This is a genomic window from Lentibacillus kimchii, assembly GCF_055381965.1.
Map to the genome: position 1 here is coordinate 2,605,700 of NZ_AP043934.1, position 15,044 is coordinate 2,620,743.

The 15,044-nt window shown below is 47.6% G+C and carries 19 protein-coding genes; 7 read left to right on the forward strand and 12 right to left on the reverse strand.

Annotated features, from left to right (window positions below; all coding sequences use genetic code 11):
• Nucleotides 1-38 precede the first annotated feature (38 nt).
• Entirely contained in the window at nucleotides 39-539 is a 501-nt protein-coding gene (locus tag ACZ444_RS13585) for a YwgA family protein (RefSeq protein WP_382360357.1), read from the reverse strand.
• Complete coding sequence (locus ACZ444_RS13590) at nucleotides 529-1,857, reverse strand: HD domain-containing protein (protein WP_382360360.1); 1,329 nt, start codon at nucleotides 1,855-1,857, stop codon at nucleotides 529-531. The genes ACZ444_RS13585 and ACZ444_RS13590 overlap by 11 nt, the downstream gene beginning before the upstream one ends.
• 88 nt (nucleotides 1,858-1,945) lie before the next feature.
• Here ACZ444_RS13590 and ACZ444_RS13595 point away from each other — a divergent pair, with 88 nt between their 5' ends.
• Nucleotides 1,946-2,797, forward strand: coding sequence for a lipoate--protein ligase family protein (locus tag ACZ444_RS13595; protein ID WP_382360363.1), 852 nt, complete (start codon nucleotides 1,946-1,948; stop codon nucleotides 2,795-2,797).
• Between the two features lie 347 nt (nucleotides 2,798-3,144).
• Here the strand turns inward: ACZ444_RS13595 and pta are convergent, their stop codons facing one another.
• Nucleotides 3,145-4,113, reverse strand: a complete 969-nt coding sequence (gene pta / locus ACZ444_RS13600; protein ID WP_382360366.1) for a phosphate acetyltransferase — start codon at nucleotides 4,111-4,113, stop codon at nucleotides 3,145-3,147.
• Between the two features lie 252 nt (nucleotides 4,114-4,365).
• Between pta and hemQ the strand changes: the two genes are divergently transcribed.
• From hemQ to ACZ444_RS13615, 3 genes are all read left to right on the forward strand, one after another.
• The gene (gene hemQ / locus ACZ444_RS13605; RefSeq protein ID WP_382360369.1) at nucleotides 4,366-5,106 is read left to right on the forward strand and encodes a hydrogen peroxide-dependent heme synthase; all 741 of its coding nucleotides are present in this window, start codon (nucleotides 4,366-4,368) and stop codon (nucleotides 5,104-5,106) included.
• A gap of 640 nt (nucleotides 5,107-5,746) precedes the next feature.
• Nucleotides 5,747-6,238 carry a spore coat protein GerQ gene (gerQ, locus tag ACZ444_RS13610; protein WP_382360574.1) on the forward strand — a complete coding sequence of 164 codons (492 nt, stop codon included), beginning with the start codon at nucleotides 5,747-5,749 and terminating at the stop codon, nucleotides 6,236-6,238.
• A gap of 147 nt (nucleotides 6,239-6,385) precedes the next feature.
• Nucleotides 6,386-6,637 carry a hypothetical protein gene (locus ACZ444_RS13615; RefSeq protein WP_382360372.1) on the forward strand — a complete coding sequence of 84 codons (252 nt, stop codon included), beginning with the start codon at nucleotides 6,386-6,388 and terminating at the stop codon, nucleotides 6,635-6,637.
• A gap of 31 nt (nucleotides 6,638-6,668) precedes the next feature.
• Here the strand turns inward: ACZ444_RS13615 and ACZ444_RS13620 are convergent, their stop codons facing one another.
• The 4 genes from ACZ444_RS13620 to ACZ444_RS13635 form a co-directional block, all read right to left on the reverse strand.
• Nucleotides 6,669-7,037, reverse strand: a complete 369-nt coding sequence (locus ACZ444_RS13620; protein ID WP_382360375.1) for a DUF423 domain-containing protein — start codon at nucleotides 7,035-7,037, stop codon at nucleotides 6,669-6,671.
• A 29-nt stretch (nucleotides 7,038-7,066) separates the two neighbouring features.
• On the reverse strand, nucleotides 7,067-7,372 hold the full coding sequence (locus tag ACZ444_RS13625; RefSeq protein WP_382360378.1) for a YwdI family protein: 306 nt from the start codon (nucleotides 7,370-7,372) through the stop codon (nucleotides 7,067-7,069).
• A 129-nt stretch (nucleotides 7,373-7,501) separates the two neighbouring features.
• Nucleotides 7,502-7,630, reverse strand: a complete 129-nt coding sequence (locus ACZ444_RS13630; protein WP_382360381.1) for a hypothetical protein — start codon at nucleotides 7,628-7,630, stop codon at nucleotides 7,502-7,504.
• A gap of 125 nt (nucleotides 7,631-7,755) precedes the next feature.
• Nucleotides 7,756-8,064 (reverse strand): phasin family protein, encoded by a 309-nt coding sequence (locus ACZ444_RS13635; protein ID WP_382360384.1) that lies wholly within the window; start codon nucleotides 8,062-8,064, stop codon nucleotides 7,756-7,758.
• Between the two features lie 284 nt (nucleotides 8,065-8,348).
• On the opposite strand from ACZ444_RS13635, the gene ACZ444_RS13640 reads away from it, so the two are divergent.
• A complete protein-coding gene (locus ACZ444_RS13640) occupies nucleotides 8,349-9,698 on the forward strand; it encodes a YjiH family protein (RefSeq protein ID WP_382360387.1) in 1,350 nt (449 codons plus the stop codon).
• A 123-nt stretch (nucleotides 9,699-9,821) separates the two neighbouring features.
• Here ACZ444_RS13640 and ACZ444_RS13645 read toward each other — a convergent pair whose 3' ends face one another.
• Both ACZ444_RS13645 and ku read right to left on the reverse strand, forming a co-directional pair.
• The gene (locus tag ACZ444_RS13645; RefSeq protein ID WP_382360390.1) at nucleotides 9,822-10,844 is read right to left on the reverse strand and encodes an acyltransferase family protein; all 1,023 of its coding nucleotides are present in this window, start codon (nucleotides 10,842-10,844) and stop codon (nucleotides 9,822-9,824) included.
• Nucleotides 10,845-11,023: 179 nt separating this feature from the next.
• Nucleotides 11,024-11,860, reverse strand: coding sequence for a non-homologous end joining protein Ku (ku, locus tag ACZ444_RS13650; protein WP_382360393.1), 837 nt, complete (start codon nucleotides 11,858-11,860; stop codon nucleotides 11,024-11,026).
• Between the two features lie 96 nt (nucleotides 11,861-11,956).
• Between ku and ACZ444_RS13655 the strand changes: the two genes are divergently transcribed.
• Both ACZ444_RS13655 and ligD read left to right on the forward strand, forming a co-directional pair.
• Nucleotides 11,957-12,574: an ATP-dependent DNA ligase gene (locus ACZ444_RS13655; protein ID WP_464433847.1), complete on the forward strand. Its 618-nt coding sequence runs from the start codon at nucleotides 11,957-11,959 to the stop codon at nucleotides 12,572-12,574.
• Nucleotides 12,571-13,749, forward strand: coding sequence for a DNA ligase D (gene ligD / locus ACZ444_RS13660; protein WP_382360399.1), 1,179 nt, complete (start codon nucleotides 12,571-12,573; stop codon nucleotides 13,747-13,749). The genes ACZ444_RS13655 and ligD overlap by 4 nt, the downstream gene beginning before the upstream one ends.
• 31 nt (nucleotides 13,750-13,780) lie before the next feature.
• Here ligD and ACZ444_RS13665 read toward each other — a convergent pair whose 3' ends face one another.
• The 3 genes from ACZ444_RS13665 to ACZ444_RS13675 form a co-directional block, all read right to left on the reverse strand.
• A complete protein-coding gene (locus ACZ444_RS13665; RefSeq protein ID WP_382360402.1) occupies nucleotides 13,781-13,975 on the reverse strand; it encodes a hypothetical protein in 195 nt (64 codons plus the stop codon).
• A 26-nt stretch (nucleotides 13,976-14,001) separates the two neighbouring features.
• Entirely contained in the window at nucleotides 14,002-14,247 is a 246-nt protein-coding gene (locus ACZ444_RS13670) for a hypothetical protein (protein WP_382360405.1), read from the reverse strand.
• 327 nt (nucleotides 14,248-14,574) lie between these two features.
• Nucleotides 14,575-15,015 carry an OsmC family protein gene (locus ACZ444_RS13675; protein ID WP_382360408.1) on the reverse strand — a complete coding sequence of 147 codons (441 nt, stop codon included), beginning with the start codon at nucleotides 15,013-15,015 and terminating at the stop codon, nucleotides 14,575-14,577.
• Nucleotides 15,016-15,044: the final 29 nt, after the last annotated feature.

The following is a 15,044-nucleotide window of genomic DNA, read 5'->3' on the forward strand; positions in this document are numbered from 1 at the left end:
CATGTCAGCATATCATGTGAACACCTTTCGGCCAAAGCTTATTGCAGCGGCCTGATCTCACGGATAAAGCGGAATGCTTCATTAATTTCGTCATTCGTGTAGTTTTGTTTGGGTTTAACAGCATGCACTTTGCCCGCGACCTCATCCGCCGGCAGCCCTTCAAAATAAAGGATTGTGGAGACAAGCTCCAAAAACCGCGAACTTTGCTGTTTCAACTGAGCAATAGGCTCAGCCATATCCGGCATCGACGCCGGAAACTGCTGCAAAAAGGCTTCACCGTCTTCGGTCATTTCATAATGATATTGAACATAGCTGCTTTTCGTCTGCTTTTCCTCCGTAATAAATCCAAGATTGCATAATTCCTCAACTCTGAGGGAAAGCTCCTCCGAATAAGGGCCATAAAAGTGAAATTGATATTTTTCCTGAAACGGCACATCACATTTTTGCAGGATATAGATCATTTTCTGCAGTTTCTTTCGGCCGGTGACCGCACTGGCCGCCGCAAAAAATTGCATCAATCTGGCATGATCAGTCAGCATGGTTCCTCGCTCCTTTCCATGGCTCATCAAGGTGTAAAAGTTCCATAATTCGCTGTTTGACCGGACCATCGTCAAGGGAGCGCAAATCATCTTCCGGAAAATACAGCTTATGATCGGTCCGTTTTTTCCCGGAAATCGCATCAACAATATCCGACTGCCGCGACAGTTCTCTCAAACTGCCATCCGACATCAGCAGATTAATCGGCAGACGCTCTTCCTCTTCACCCGGACGGTAAAAGTCATACGGCAGGTCCGAAGAGGAATCAACCACAAGGTAATAATCAGGATCAATACCCGTCTCCTGAAACAGTCTGTACAATTCCTGATAATCCTTCATTTGCTGGTTCGGATTAAATTCAATGTATTTAAACAGCCGCCGGTTCATAAACCGTTCGCACAGATCGCGCAGTACCGCATCGTCTTCTTCCTGCCACAAATGAAAGTAATAAAACACAACGGCTTCATCAAGCTTTAAATAATCGTCCAACGTCGGACGTTCATTAAAAAACGCGACAAAATGAAATGGCTCGAGTTTAAATGTATACTGGTTCTCATACAAATACTTGGCGCGGTGAAGAATCTTGGACAAAATGACTTCCGCACTTCTCGTGACCGGGTGAAAATAAACTTGCCAGTACATCTGATAGCGGCTCATGATGTAGTCCTCCACCGCATGCATGCCCGTGTATTTGATCACTGCCTGATCCTCTCTCGGGCGCATCACGCGCAGAATCCGCTCCATATCGAAGTGACCATAGCTTACGCCCGTAAAATAAGCATCACGCTGCAAATAATCCATCCGGTCAGCATCGATCTGACTGGAAATCAGGCTGACAACCAGCTGATCTTCATACGTCTTGTCAATCACATCCGCAACCTTCTGCGCAAAACCTGGCTCAGCCTGTTCAAGAATGGTGTGCACCTGTGTATCACCGCGAATAATTTGCTGGGTAAAATATTCGTGATCCAGTTTAAAAACTTTCTCAAACGAGTGCGAAAACGGCCCGTGCCCCAAATCATGCAGAAGAGCTGCACAGAGACAGAGCAGACGCTCCCCATTATCCCAGTGCTCGCGGTCTGTGAAATTGCCGATAATACGCCGGACAATCTCATAAACGCCAAGTGAATGGCTGAACCGGCTGTGCTCAGCACCATGGAACGTTAAGTAAGACGTTCCCAGCTGCTTAATGCGCCGCAGCCGCTGAAATTCCGGTGTGGCAATCAGATCCCAGATCACGCGGTCCTGGACATGCACATACCGGTGCACCGGATCTTTAAATACTTTTTCTTCATGTAATTGCTCGTCTTTATACGGCATTCATTCCACCCGTTCCTGCTCGACAATGTTATAATCTATTATATATGAGTTATGCTAGAGATAAAAGACTTAAGTAAAGGTGACATTTATGAAAAATTGGCGGGATGTGGTCACACACAGTCAGTTTCGCCTCTTCGACCACACAGAAAAAAATTATTTCCATGATATAGCGTATACCGCACTGACCTCATTTGCTGTCGATGATGCCCTGGCATTGTTTCCCGGAAGCAAAGAAAAGGTGCCGGCCCTCCGGCTTTGGGTGCATCCGGATACAATCGTTCTCGGCATTACCGATACAAAACTGCCTTATCTGGAAAAAGGCATTCATCTGCTGCATAAGCGCGGGTATCCGGCTGTCGTTCGTAATTCCGGCGGCCTGGCTGTGGCACTGGACGCCGGTGTTCTGAACATATCACTCGTCCTACCGGATGTCCGGCACATCTCCATCTATGACTGCTATGAAGCCATGGTAAGCTTCATCCGTTATGTACTGGCTGATTTAACGGACGAGATCGAAGCTTATGAAATTGCCCGTTCCTATTGCCCCGGCGATTATGATCTGAGTATTAACGGACGGAAATTCGCCGGTATTTCCCAGCGCCGAGTCAAAAATGGCGCGTCGGTCCAGATTTATCTGGATGTAGAAGGCAGCAGTCAGGAACGCGCGAAGCTTGTGCGGGATTTTTATGACGCGGCAGGAAAAGACGAAGCAACACGTTTTACCTACCCGGATATCGATCCTTCCGTGATGGCCTCATTGTCGCAGCTGCTCGGCAGGGATTTGCGCGTCGGCGACATTAAACGGCGCGTCCTGCATGTGTTAGACGAAGTGAGCGAACAGGTTGTAACAGATGATATTTCCGAAGAGGAGCTCACGCAGTTTGAGAAGCGGTATAAACAAATGATGAAGCGAAACGAAGACGTAGCGGCGATGCAGTGAGCCGCACTGATCCTTTGACTGAGCCGGATTGCTTCACCTCGCGCGATTCGGTGCTATGCTCGCGCGATATTTGCTGCTGCTCGCGCGATTTTCACCGCACCATGATCAATTCGATCCCCATTTAAAAGAGGCTGGGATAAAAGTACGAACCACTTGCGTGACTGAACCGCTCCGGAGAAAGACATCTTCTCCGCGGGCGGCTGGTGAGCCTCCGAAGCGCTGGCGCGCTCCGGGGTCTCACCTATCCTTTGCTCCCGCAGGAGTCTCCGTCTTTTCCTCCGCTGAATCGGAGCATCGTTCGACGCTTGAGGTATTCGCTTTCGTTTTGTCCCAGCCGCTCACCTTATTCATGCCTGGGCAGCCGTGATTAAAGCCAAATTGTAGACATCTTCGGCGCTGCAGCCGCGGGACAGATCATTAACGGGTTGATTCAGCCCCTGCAGAATCGGACCGACGGCATCGAATTCCCCAAGACGCTGCGCAATCTTGTAACCGATATTGCCGGCTTCGAGACTCGGAAAAACAAAGACATTGGCATCACCTTTGATCGTTGCATCAGGTGCTTTTTTGGAAGCCACACTCGGAACAAACGCGGCATCAAACTGGAATTCACCATCGATTACGAGCTCGGGGTCCTTAGCCTTAGCTGCCTCAAGTGCATCGACGACTTTTTCTGTTTCTTCGGATTGGGCAGAGCCTTTCGTAGAAAAGCTGAGCATAGCAACCCTTGGGTCAATTCCGAACAATTCGCCGGTCTTCGCACTTTCTACAGCAATTTCTGCTAAGTCCTGGCTGTCAAGACTTGTGTTAATCGCACAGTCGGCAAATACATATTTTTCATTCTGGCGCACCATGATAAATGCACCGGATGTCTTGTTCACGCCTGGTTTTGTTTTGATGATCTGCAGTGCTGGTCTGACCGTTTCAGCTGTCGAATGAACCGCACCGCTGACAAGGCCATCTGCTTTATTCAAATAAACGAGCATGGTACCGAAATAATTCGCGTCCAAAAGCATCTCCCGCGCTTCAGTATCGGTTACCTTACCCTTGCGGCGCTCGACAAACGCCTTAACCATCTCGTCAAATGCGGCATACGCACGCGGATTGATGATGCGGCATACAGACACATCGACATCAGCCGCCTGGGCCTTTTGCTGAATGGCCTGTTCGTCACCAAGCAAAACCGGTGTCACGATATTGGCAGCAGCGAGCTGGCTGGCGGCTGTCAGAATCCGTTCATCCTCACCCTCAGGAAAGACGATCGTTCGATCAGCATTCGTTAACTGGTCCGTTATCTGGTCAAAAAGCTGACTCATCTTACAACACCTCCATTTGCGATATTAAGTGACAAAGCGTGATCTGTAACTAGCTGTCACGTGATCGTCATCCATTATTGACAGAAGGATGACAAGCCTATCACGCCATGTTTATTACAGTCCAAATATGGTATAGTTAGCATATATCCAGACAGCCGGCTGCACGTCTTATCGTTGCTTGAACTTTGCGGCAGCTCGGCTGCACAAAGATTGAATCCCCTGCTATTTTAGCACAAAAAGGAGAGATTGTTTATGGCAGCTGAAGCAGTTACAACAATTGACGGCTGGTATGCACTTCACGACATGCGGACAATTGACTGGACGTCCTGGAAAAAGGCTTCTGCTGACGAGCGCCAGGAAGCTATCAATGAATTCAAAAGTCTGCTGACAAAATGGGAAGAAACAGAAGCTGCGGAAAAAGGCAGCCACGTGCTCTACCAGGTCGTTGGCCAAAAAGCGGACTTGATGTTCATGTTTCTGCGCCCAACAATGAATGAACTCACTGATCTTGAAACAGCGTTCAACAAATCTAAATTTGCTGAGTTCCTGCTCCCGGCCTATTCATACGTGTCCGTTATCGAAATGTCACAGTACAGCGGGACGAACTCACCTGAAGATCCCAAAGTACGGGAACGGCTCTATCCCATTTTGCCGAAATGGGAGCACATGTGCTTCTATCCGATGAATAAACGTCGATCAGGCAATGAAAACTGGTACGCGCTTGACTTCAAAGAGCGTGCACGACTGATGTATGAGCATTCGAAAACCGGTCGGCAGTATGCAGGTGTGATCAAACAGTTCATTACCGGTTCCATCGGATTCGATGACTGGGAGTGGGGCGTCACCCTGTTCGCTCATGACGCACTGCAGCTGAAAAAACTCGTTTATCAAATGCGCTTCGATGACGTAACCGCCCTTTATGGTGAATTCGGTGAATTTTTCGTCGGCAATCGTTTAACAAAAGATGCGATTGATACTTATTTAAGTGTTTAAAAAACCTGAATGTACCTTGTACGAGACCGGTGATAAGCTGGTCTCTTTTTTTGCTCAGAACTCCTCTTAGGATGCTGAACGCACGTCAGCCTACTTTTTCTGCACTTCTGTCATCATTTATGTCTGCCCCTCATATATATAGTTAGCGGAGCCGAACAAAAGCTGAAAGAAGTGGAGGGTTAGTTACTAAAACATTTGAAGTGCAGCAAACGCTTAAGGGTGATTCATTTAAAATAGAGGAGGTTTTTTGATGAGTGAGAAAGATAATAACAACAAGTATCAGACATCACAGTCCCATCAGACCTATCCGTCCAGCTCGAAGTCAACGCAGCCGGCACAGCCGAACTATTCCGCTCATTACCAGCAGCAAGCGCAGCAACCGCAATACCAGCAGCATTCTAAATATCAGCAGCATTCTAAATATCAGCAGCAGACGCCATCATACCAGCAATACCCGCAACACCAGCAACAAATGCCATCGTATCCGCAATATCCGCAGCAGATGACACCGTGCCAGCAATATCCTCAGTATCCGCAGCAAATGATGCCATACCAGCAGTATCCGCAATATCAGCAACAAATGCCGCAGTACCAGCAGTATTCTCAGTATCAGCAGCAAATGCCGCAGTACCAACAACAGATGCCTCAATATCAGCAGCAAATGCCGCAGTATCAGCAGTATTCTCAGTACCAGCAGCAAATGCCGCAGTACCAACAACAGATGCCTCAATATCAGCAGCAAATGCCGCAGTACCAACAACAGATGCCTCAATACCAGCAGCAATACCCACAGCAGCAGCAAACACCGGTGAGCCCGCCGCAGCAAAGTCAGGGTAATCAGATGCCAATGGAACAATCATACATCGAAAATATTTTACGTATGAACTATGGAAAAACAGCAACCGTATATATGACATTTGAAAACAATGAGGAATGGAACGCTAAAGTGTTCCGCGGACAGATTGAAGCGGCAGGACGTGACCATATCATTCTAAGTGACCAGGATACAGGGAAACGCTACTTACTGCTTATGGTCTATCTTGATTATGTCACATTTGATGAAGTGCTGAATTACCAATATCCTTACAGCAACCTTTCGCAAATGACGCCAGGCACCGCTAGGGAAACGTAACGAACGTATAGCAGCCGCGCCGGACTCAGCATGACGCCATAGAGCATAAGTCATTATAGCCGGTCTGGCGGTGATGGCCTGACATCAGGTGAAGCGCCCGCAGCTGAACGGGCGCTTTTAGATTTTGACCCGTAAAGGGGAATCAGTATGCGAAATCCATATGAAAATGACAGACGCATGGAAATGATAAGCTTGGCCCTTGCTGGGATCATTGGTCCCATTGCTATTTTCAAGGGCTACCCTGTTATGATCCTGTTCTGTTTATTTTTGCTGGCATTCAGCATCCTGAGTGAAGGCCTCTTCTACCTCCATATCAATAAAACCCCTGAAGGCATCAAACAATTCATTAAAGCCGGAGTGCTCGTGCTGCTGATAACGGCACTTTTCTTCCGGCTGTAAACATATCAACAATGGGGTGCCACTTCACCCTTTATAAATACTTCACGACCGCATACCCAAGCAGTGCCCAGGCGGCCAAAAAGGCGACACCGCCAATTGGTGTAACCATCGCAAACGTTTTGACCCCGGTGGTGGAATAAAGGTACAGGCTGCCGGAAAATAGAATGATACCTATTAAAAACAGCCAGCCAGCCCATAATAAGCCCATGCTTTGAATCTTAGCGAAAACGAGCCCTGTAACAAGCAGCGCCATCGTGTGAAACATTTGATAGTTTACCGCTTTTTCCCAAGTCGCCAGGGCCTTTTCCGATAAACGCCCTTCCAGCCCATGGGCGCCAAATGCACCGAGTGCCACAGCTATAAAGCCATTAATAGCACCAATAACAAGGAATAATTTCATCTTAACTCTCCTTTCGCGTCCGTTTTCATTTAAAAATCAAATAGAGAATCGCCATTCGCACCATCATGATCGTCGGGGGCAGTGGTACGCTGGGACTTGGATTCAGAGGATTGATTGCCCATCATCGCTTTCACCTCTGCCGTGTTCACATCGCGGCTGGATGCTGCAGGTGATGCGGATGAAGATGATTCAGGCGTCTCGTCCAGCAATAATTCCGAGAGCACCTGAATGCTTTCAAGGTGCTTTTTCATCGTTTTTTCATCAGCGATTGTCTGCTGAGCACTTGTTAACTCACGCTGGATTTTCTGCAGAATCGTTCTGGTTTCCACTGCCATGCTAACGTCTCCTTTTTGCCTTGATGACCACTTGTCCAATGCCATCCCAGTGTAACACACCTTTATTTACCACATACAAAAAGCCTTGGTTTGTGCCAAGACTTTCCGTTCACCCTCATCTATCACAGATTAATGCGACATCGTTTTTTCCGCTTTATAGCGTTTATAAACCCAGCACAGAAAAGCCGTTTCCTGATCATCGAGCCTTCGTCCAAGCTGCTCTTCCGTCTCTGTTCTAAACTGTGAAAAGCTTTCCATAACGCTTAGCACTCCCCCTGTGATGACGCTTAATTATTTACATTATACGTCCCGTCATCCAAGGAATCAAGAAAATCGTGCAAATTAGCAAAATCTGCGGATTATCGCCAAAATCCTCAGCCGCTTCAGTGTTCCTTATCAGTCTGCGTCTGCCGCTCTAAGTCAGCAAGGCGTGTCCGCAGTTCATTGACTTCTTCTTGCGTTGCGATCCCGAGATCTTTCGCCATATGCTGCGTCTGCTCAAACTGCTTGCTGCTCCATTCATCCGTTTTCGTTTCACCTTTATCAATAATGTCACGCATAAAACTTCTTGCCTGCTCCTGAGTCAGCTCATTTTTTTCCACCATTTCGTCCAGTTTATTAGTCACTTTTTCTTTGCCGGAGACAGCTGCTCCTAATCCAAGTAAAAAGCCCTTTTTTAAGAAATCGCTCATCGTCACCACTCCTTAGGCGTATTGATTTTAAACAAGCATACGATTGCAATGAATAAATCACCAGGCATCCGATCAGTACTCAGTGACGGATAATCCTTTACAGGTATTTTCCCGCTATTGTCTCCATTTAAACGTATGCTGTTAAACTTTCTACAAGAACCATACAGTCTGGGCTTTATGCTTCACAATTCAAAAAATGCCGAAAATCGTGTCATGTTTTGTCTAGTCAAGGGTCTTGTATTCGTTTATAATAGAAAAAAGACGAACATCGAGGAGGGGGAACAATGGGGAAGAACGCATATACGATAGGTGATCGCCTCCGATTTATTATTCCGTCATTACTTGGCGTGTTCATGTTTATAACACCGGTCAGCACTGAGGACGGGATGACTATTCCCATTGCTGTTCTCGCAAATTGGCTGCAGGATTGGCTGAGTGGCGAACTTTCGGCTATTATGATGGTGATTATTGTGCTGACGGCTGTTCTCACCGTTTTTGCAAGAATCATGGGGCCGAATGCCTTTGCGAGGACACCTTTCTTCCATAAACTGTTTTACGAAAGCCTGTTTTGGACAATCACACGGGTTGCTGCTGCTATCTTTGCGGTCATGGTGTATTTTCAGCTGGGGCCCGAAGCGATTTACGGTCCCGACACAGGTGGGAAATTGCTCGGTAGTTTGCTGCATACCCTGTTTGCCGTCTTTTTATTTGCCGGTTTGTTTTTACCGCTGCTGATGAATTACGGCCTTTTGGATTTCTTCGGCACCCTGATGACCAAGATTATGCGTCCACTGTTCAAACTGCCCGGCCGCTCCTCGATTGATGCGCTTGCATCATGGGTAGGCGACGGGACGATCGGCGTTTTGATGACAAGCAAGCAGTATGAAGATGGCCACTACACAAAACGCGAGGCAGCCGTTATCGGGACGACGTTTTCACTCGTATCGATTACATTTACACTGGTCGTCATCAGTGAAGTCGGCCTTGGTCACATGTTTGTGCCGTTTTATTTGACGGTCATTGCCGCCGGATTTGTCGCAGCCCTGATCATGCCGCGGATCCCGCCGCTGTCCTGGAAAGACGACACATATATTAATACGTCCTCAACAGGTATTAATGAACAAATTCCGGAAGGCTACAACAGCTTAACGTTTGGCTACAAAAAAGCGGTAGACAGAGCCCGTCAGGAAACAAGCATCTATCAGTTTTTTAAACAGGGCAGCCAGAATGTCCTGGATATGTGGATGGGGGTTGCCCCAATTGTCATGGCGTTCGGAATGATCGCTCTGGTTCTCGCGGAATATACACCTGTGTTCAGCTGGCTTGGCATGCCATTCATTCCGCTCTTGGAGTTAATGCAGGTGCCTTACGCCAAAGAAGCGTCCGAAACGATGTTAGTCGGGTTTACGGATATGTTCCTGCCCGCGGTTATCGGTGCCTCAATCAAAGCGGAAATCACCCGGTTTATTGTCGGCGCGCTGTCTGTCACACAATTAGTTTACTTGTCCGAAGTCGGCGGACTTTTGCTTGGCTCCAAAGTTCCGGTATCGATGAAGGATCTCGTAATTATCTTTTTGCTGCGGACCCTTATTACGCTGCCGATCATTACACTGATTGCACACATGATCTTTTAAATAACCCGCGGCCTCACAATGGTGGTAACCCAGCTTAGGTTATCGACTCTAAGGACTCCTGCGAGGAACAGAGACATAGATGAGACCCCAAGGCGGCTCACCAGTCCGCTGTTCCCCGTTGTCTCACGCACTGATACGTCTTCTTCGCCCATGGTGTTTTAATTTTTCTTTCAGGATGGAGACCTTTGCTTCAACAAACGGCTGCCAAATACTGCGCACCGGCCTGCTGGAGAGAGCGAAGACAATGAGCGCTGCCAGAACAGCCAGCCCCAGCACATCGACCAAATGATTCACAGCAAACAAATCCGCCTGCCGGAAAAACTGCACGAAAAAGCCATGCAATAAATAAACATAAATGGTTTGCGTCCCAAACACCGTCAGCGGATAGTGTTTCTGTGGCATCCACGCCAAAAAGCTTGCGGCCATCGCAAACGATGTGACATAGACAAGCAGTCTTGCGATAATACCATATTCCGGAAGTCCCAGACTGCTGTAGGACTTGGATGCGAGCAGCCAGCCTGTATTAAAATCCGGCGCATAGTAAATGCCAACTGCAACAGCAAGCATCACAATAACAGCAGCTGCTTTAAACTGGATATGTTTCAGCCATTCCAGCTGGTTTTGCGTCACCAAGTACCCCAGCAGGAAAAATGGGAAAAAGACAAACGTGCGTGAGAGGCTGAATGAATGTCCGATGTCGCCAAAGTAACCGACAATCAGCCCGATGCCAACCGTTATGGCCAGCCCCATAGCAGCAGGCACTCGTTTAAACGCGATCAAAAGCATATGCCAGCTGAATAAACTGAATAAAAACCATAAAGCCCAGTGCGGATAAAACATCTCAAATTCCCAGCCATCTTTGCCAATCAAAAAGTAATACCCTGTATAGATAACCTGGAAAATCAAGTAAGGCACCAGTAATTTTTTAGCTAATTTTATAATGTCACGGATGGATCCTGATCCTTTCGCAAAAAAACCGGCCAAAAATATGAATGCCGGCATGTGAAATGTATAAATCCAGAGATAAAGTGTGTTGACACCCGAGGATTCACTCGTGAATGGCTGAATAAGGTGGCCAAACACGACCAGAAAAATCAGGACCAGTCTGGCATTGTCAAAATACGGATTTCTTTCCCTTTTAGCCATTTTTCTCATCCCTTTACATGCAAAATTCCTATGATGTCACTCTCCACTATATCTCTTTTAACTTATTCTTACGACCGCTGAGCACTGATTTCATCAGGTTGTTAGCATTTGTAACTGGAATGATAAATTTGCTTTGATTTTGCCACGTCTGACATAAAAAAATCCGTTATAAACACAAGCTATTTCGCCATTTTTTTCTTTTCTTTAGGTGCAATTTTTCGTTTGGGCTGCGGCTCATCATCTTTTTGAGCACGTTCTACCGATTTCTCCAGAGCATCCATTAAGTTGGTGACATTATCCGGCTTGGCTTTATCTTCGGCTGTCGTGACCTCTTCCCCTTCTTTTTTCGCTTCGATCAGCTCCATGAGAGCCTCCCGATACGTATCATGATATTTGTCCGGATCAAATTCGGCCGAGAGCTCATCAACCAGCAACTTCGCTGTTTCCAATTCCTTAGCGTCATTATTGCTTTCAGCTGGCACGTTTGGCACATCCTTCACATCGCGGACTTCATCCGGATAATGGATCGTCTCCACCACAAGCGTGTTCTGATAAATCCGGATAACCGCCAGCTGTTCTTTGGAGCGGATCATGATCTTGGCAATGCCAATTTTACCGGAATCCTCGAGCGCTTCCCGCAGCAGACCATAGGATTTTGCCCCGCCCTCATTGGGCGACAGATAGTAGCTTTTCTCAAAATAGATCGGATCAATTTCTTCCATGTCAACAAAATCCATGATCTGCACAGCCTTATCGGCCTGCTCTTTCTTGAGTTCGGCCAGTTCGTCATCATCAAGCACGACAAATTTATTCTTGGCATATTCATAGGCTTTAACGATCTCATCATTGGTCACTTCACGATCACAATTCGGGCATACTTTCTCGTATTTAATCGGAGTTCGGCATTCTTTATGCAGATTACGCAGCCGAATATCTTTATTTTCCGTTGCCGCATGCATTTTCACCGGGATATTCACGAGTCCGAAACTGATGGTCCCTTTCCACATCGTATGCATAGCAAATCCTCCTTTGGGCGGTTAGTTTGGCTTCTGGAACGTGTATTTATCCAGCTTCAGGGCAAATTACCCATAGAGGTGTTTAACGTGACATTAATGCAGCCGATTATGTGTGAAACGATACCTTCCGGAGAGACCTGGGTTTACGAAGTGAAATATGATGGTTTCCGCTGTGTTTTGACCTGGACAAATGATTCAGTTCAGCTGACCAGCCGCAACGGAACTGATTTAAGTGGCAAATTCCCAGAGATTATTGACGCGTGCCGGTCCGAGCAATCGCACGTCCAATCGTATTTGCCTCTGGAACTGGACGGCGAACTAGCTATCTTAAATCACACATACCAGGCCAACTTTGCGCTAATACAGAAACGCAGCCGCTTGCAGGACACAGAAAAGATTAACGAACAGGCTGCCGCGCATCCAGCGAGCTTTATGGTGTTTGATCTTTTGGCGTCTGCCGGCAGTTCACGTCAAGGCCAGCCATTTGCCCAGCGTAAACACGAGCTGGCCCTGGTTTTTGGCAACACGAACCAGCTGGGAGAGCGTCTGCAATATATTGCTTGCACGACGGATGCGCATGCCCTGTGGCAGACTCTTGTGACGTCTAAGGGTGAGGGACTGGTCGCCAAACAGCGTGATAGCCTGTATCAGCCTGGGAAAAACATCATGATTGGTTTAAAATCAAAAATTGGCGAACCATTGCGGCATTTTTGACCCGTTTCAACCCGGAAAATGATTATGTCACCGCAGCTGTTTATAAAAATGGGGAAATTGTCGAACTGGGAAAAGTGAAACACGGACTGGATGAGGAAACATGGCGTACGCTAAAAGACGTATTCCGGACAAAGGGAAGACAGGTCGCTGAGGGCTATGAGCTCCCGCCGGCAGTCTGTGCGTCGATACATACATTGGATTTACTCAGCGGTGAGCTGCGAGAGCCGCATTTCCGCCGTCTCACACCGGAGAAATCAGCTTCCTCATGCACATGGCATCAGGCACAGCTCGATCTGGCTATGTTTCCAGAAGCAGTTGACGTCACGCATACCGCGAAAGCATTTTGGCCGCGTGCGGACCTGGCGAAAGGTGACTTGCTGGTGTATATGCGAAACATCGCGCCTTATATGCTGCCGTTTCTTCGTGAACGTCTGCTGACAATCATCCGTTGTCCGGACGGCGTTCAGGGTGAATCTTTTTTTCAAAAAAGCCGGCCTGACGACGCACCGGACTTTCTCAAAGGGATCACACACGATGGGGACAAACGTTTTGTCTGCAATACGACAGACGCGCTTATATGGCTCGCTAATCAGGGCGCGCTGGAATATCACATTCCATTTCAGACAGCGGATCAGGTTAAACCGCGTGAAATTGTATTTGATCTGGACCCGCCTGGACGTGAGCAATTTACCCTTGCCATCCAAGCAGCGCGTTTATTAAAGCAGGTATTGGATGATCTGCAGCTTGTGTCGTTTTTGAAAACATCGGGCGGGAAAGGCTTGCAGGTGCATATTCCTCTGCCGTCTGACAGTTTGACTTATGAGGAGACAGGTGTTCTGACGCAGGCGGTGGCCTGGACGCTGGAAAACAGCTATCCGGATTTATTTACAACAGAGCGGTTAAAGGCTAAGCGTGGCGGGCGGCTGTATATCGATTACCTGCAGCACGCGGAAGGCAAAACCATCGTTGCGCCCTACTCACCGAGAAAACGCGAAGATGCCACAGTTGCCGCGCCTCTTTTCTGGGAGGAGCTCACAGATGATTTGAGACCTGATGAGTTCCAGATTGATAATGCAGTTGAACGCGTACAAACCATTGGCTGTCCGTTTGCAGGATACTTTGCAGCAGGTGACGCACAGGTGCTGGCTAACGTTTTAAGTCTGATCAGGAAGTAGACGTTATCAGTGCGATTTTCCTGAATGGCAGCTAACGTCCCTTGGTCTGATCGTCTCCTGCAAACAATTTATCACCAATCATATAGCCGGCGCACGCTGCCAGCGCACCGATAATGATAGATATGAATTTACTCGTATCCGGAAAGAAAAACGCCATTATAAACGCAGCAATTCCAGCCGCAAGACCCGCTAATAAAGCCCGGTCAATCGTTTTGATATTCAGCATCATGCACCTCTCAATCAGAAGAAGATTTAAAAAGGAAGCTCCTCTTCATTAGATAATTCGACTAAATTGGGATAAACACCTAAATAAATCAGAATGAACAGAATAAGCAGCAGCAAGACAGGTGCTATAAAAGCATACAATGCGTTTTTCTTCCGGGAACGCTGTGTCACGTATTGCTTCTCACCACAATATGGACAAACCATACCCGTATCCAGTGTGAAAGACTTTTTAAATGTCTGCCCCCCACGTCCAGCTGGATCCGCAGTTGTCACAAACAGGCATGCTCAGCCCTCCTATCATTCCGATCCTTCAACTCCTTTCATCGTAACATAATAAGCACGGCCACATTAATATTTCAGACAAAAATACCACAGCACACTAAAAAAGCCTGAGACTGCCTCCCAAGCTAATTATCTGAATTTAGTCACTAAATAAAGCGAAGGGAAAATGCGAAGACTCCTGGGGGAGCAAAGGCATAGGCAAGACCCCGCAGGCCGACAGGCCGAGGAGGCTTGCCAGCTGCCCCCGGAAAGCCCAGCATTTTCCCGCAGCGGTCATGTGCTCATGTCTGCTAAACACTGTGAACGCTGCATTGAGTCTTATTGAATCGTCGGCTGCAGTTCGATAGCGACATTGCCCTTGATGGCACGGGAAATCATACAGCTTGATTCAGCTTTTTCAACCAGTTTATGCAGCTTCTGGTAATCCGCATCGCCGGCACCATCCTTGAGGGCTGCATAAGGTCTGTGAATAATTTTGTCATACGTCATGACACCATTGGTAACGTCGACAATGCCTTCTGAATCCAGCGACATCTCTTTAAGCGGGAGCTCCGCGCGTTCAATCATCGCTGCCAGTGTAATAACGTAACACGTCGCAGCAGCCCCCAAAAGCATCTCATCCGGATTCGTCCCGACGCCAGGTCCATCCATCTCCGGCGGAATCGAAATGGAGGTCTTCAGGTTGCCGGCATCAATCTGACCCGTACTGTCTCGCCCGCCCGGCCAGTCTGCCTGCAAATGAAAATGATGCTGTGCCATACAATCACCTCAGGTTAAAATATTGCGGC

Coding starts and splice junctions, on each gene's coding strand:
- ACZ444_RS13585 (WP_382360357.1), bottom strand. CDS start 539: ATGCTGACTGATCATGCCAGATTGATGCAATTTTTTGCGGCGGCCAGT.
- ACZ444_RS13590 (WP_382360360.1), bottom strand. CDS start 1,857: ATGCCGTATAAAGACGAGCAATTACATGAAGAAAAAGTATTTAAAGAT.
- ACZ444_RS13595 (WP_382360363.1), top strand. CDS start 1,946: ATGAAAAATTGGCGGGATGTGGTCACACACAGTCAGTTTCGCCTCTTC.
- pta (WP_382360366.1), bottom strand. CDS start 4,113: ATGAGTCAGCTTTTTGACCAGATAACGGACCAGTTAACGAATGCTGAT.
- hemQ (WP_382360369.1), top strand. CDS start 4,366: ATGGCAGCTGAAGCAGTTACAACAATTGACGGCTGGTATGCACTTCAC.
- gerQ (WP_382360574.1), top strand. CDS start 5,747: ATGCCTCAATATCAGCAGCAAATGCCGCAGTATCAGCAGTATTCTCAG.
- ACZ444_RS13615 (WP_382360372.1), top strand. CDS start 6,386: ATGCGAAATCCATATGAAAATGACAGACGCATGGAAATGATAAGCTTG.
- ACZ444_RS13620 (WP_382360375.1), bottom strand. CDS start 7,037: ATGAAATTATTCCTTGTTATTGGTGCTATTAATGGCTTTATAGCTGTG.
- ACZ444_RS13625 (WP_382360378.1), bottom strand. CDS start 7,372: ATGGCAGTGGAAACCAGAACGATTCTGCAGAAAATCCAGCGTGAGTTA.
- ACZ444_RS13630 (WP_382360381.1), bottom strand. CDS start 7,630: ATGGAAAGCTTTTCACAGTTTAGAACAGAGACGGAAGAGCAGCTTGGA.
- ACZ444_RS13635 (WP_382360384.1), bottom strand. CDS start 8,064: ATGAGCGATTTCTTAAAAAAGGGCTTTTTACTTGGATTAGGAGCAGCT.
- ACZ444_RS13640 (WP_382360387.1), top strand. CDS start 8,349: ATGGGGAAGAACGCATATACGATAGGTGATCGCCTCCGATTTATTATT.
- ACZ444_RS13645 (WP_382360390.1), bottom strand. CDS start 10,844: ATGGCTAAAAGGGAAAGAAATCCGTATTTTGACAATGCCAGACTGGTC.
- ku (WP_382360393.1), bottom strand. CDS start 11,860: ATGCATACGATGTGGAAAGGGACCATCAGTTTCGGACTCGTGAATATC.
- ACZ444_RS13655 (WP_464433847.1), top strand. CDS start 11,957: ATGCAGCCGATTATGTGTGAAACGATACCTTCCGGAGAGACCTGGGTT.
- ACZ444_RS13665 (WP_382360402.1), bottom strand. CDS start 13,975: ATGCTGAATATCAAAACGATTGACCGGGCTTTATTAGCGGGTCTTGCG.
- ACZ444_RS13675 (WP_382360408.1), bottom strand. CDS start 15,015: ATGGCACAGCATCATTTTCATTTGCAGGCAGACTGGCCGGGCGGGCGA.